Annotated in this window: 1 protein-coding gene; it reads right to left on the bottom strand. The window is 68.2% G+C overall.

Annotated elements, in window-relative coordinates; genetic code table 11:
- Positions 1–237 precede the first annotated feature (237 nt).
- The coding region (locus ACEN88_RS32270) for a formylglycine-generating enzyme family protein (protein WP_413346298.1) at positions 238–1,154 on the bottom strand (917 nt) is incomplete at its 5' end.

Here is a 1,154-nt window from a genome sequence, read left to right as displayed (position 1 = left end):
CCGCCGGCGCACTTACGCACGCCTGCTCGACGCCTACGCCGGCCGCGCGTAGATCAGCCCGGCCGCAGGATCAGGAAAATCAACGCCGCGCCGGTCAGCAGCACGGCTTCCAGCGACAGCACGATGAACGGGATCTGGATATCCTTGGGAATTCGCATGATCGCCTCCTTTGCAGAGTGCGATTCATTATGCGCCCAAGGGTGAGACACCGCGAATTTCCGCTGCGTATCGTGTTGGCTACATCAGGTCGCGTACGATACGAAAACCCACGATGTCGTTCGACAGGGCGGCCGAAAAGCCGTTGCGCAGCGCCGCGCGCAGGTAGCGCGGGTTGTACAGCCAGGAGCCGCCGCGCAGGATGCGGCGGGCCTGGTCGCCGCCCTCTTCCCACGCGCTGCCGTCGAGCGGGGCGCCGTCGTAATTGTCGTGGACGACGTCCTGCACCCATTCCCACACGTTGCCGTGCATGTCGAACAGGCCCCAGGGATTGGCGGGGAACATGCCGACCGGCGTCGTGCCGCGCCGGTACTCGCCGCGCGGGCCGCCGTTGTAGGTGAAATTGCCGTCGTAATTCGCCTGGTCCGTCGTGATCCTGTCGCCGAACGAGAACGCCGTCTTCGTCCCGGCGCGGCACGCGTATTCCCATTCCGCCTCGCTCGGCAGCCGGTACGATTTACCGGTCGCTTCGGACAGCCAGCGCACGTAGCGGATCGCGTCGAACCAGTTCACGCCGACGACGGGATGGCGGTCCGTCTGCGCGAAGCCCGGCGCGTCCCAATCGGTTTCCCCGCTCGGCCGCCAGCCGGTGCTGGCCACGAACACGCGCCACTCGCCGACCGTCACCGGATAGCGGCCCATGGCGATCGGCTTCTCGATGCCGACCCAGTGCTGCGGCAGTTCGCGCGCCAGCCAGCCCGGTTGCGAGCCGGCTTCCATCGCGACCTTCCGTTCGTGCTCGGGAGAGCCCATCTGGAAGCGGCCCGTCGGCAGCAGCACGAGTTCCGGCCCCCTGGCGTCGCCGCCCAGGAAGCGGTCGCGCAATACGCCTTCCGTGTCGGCGACGGGGCTGGCCGGCGTGGGCATCAGCTGCGTCAGCACGGCCTGGGCACGCGCCGCCTCCTCGAGCCGGGCGCGCTTCTGGTCCGCGACGTATG

Origin of the sequence: Massilia sp. CT11-108, from assembly GCF_047302915.1 — a bacterium.
In the GTDB taxonomy this organism is placed as follows: domain Bacteria; phylum Pseudomonadota; class Gammaproteobacteria; order Burkholderiales; family Burkholderiaceae_D; genus Telluria; species Telluria orientalis.
The sequence above is the reverse complement of the archived record's forward strand: the minus strand, read 5'-3'. Positions and strand labels throughout refer to the sequence as shown.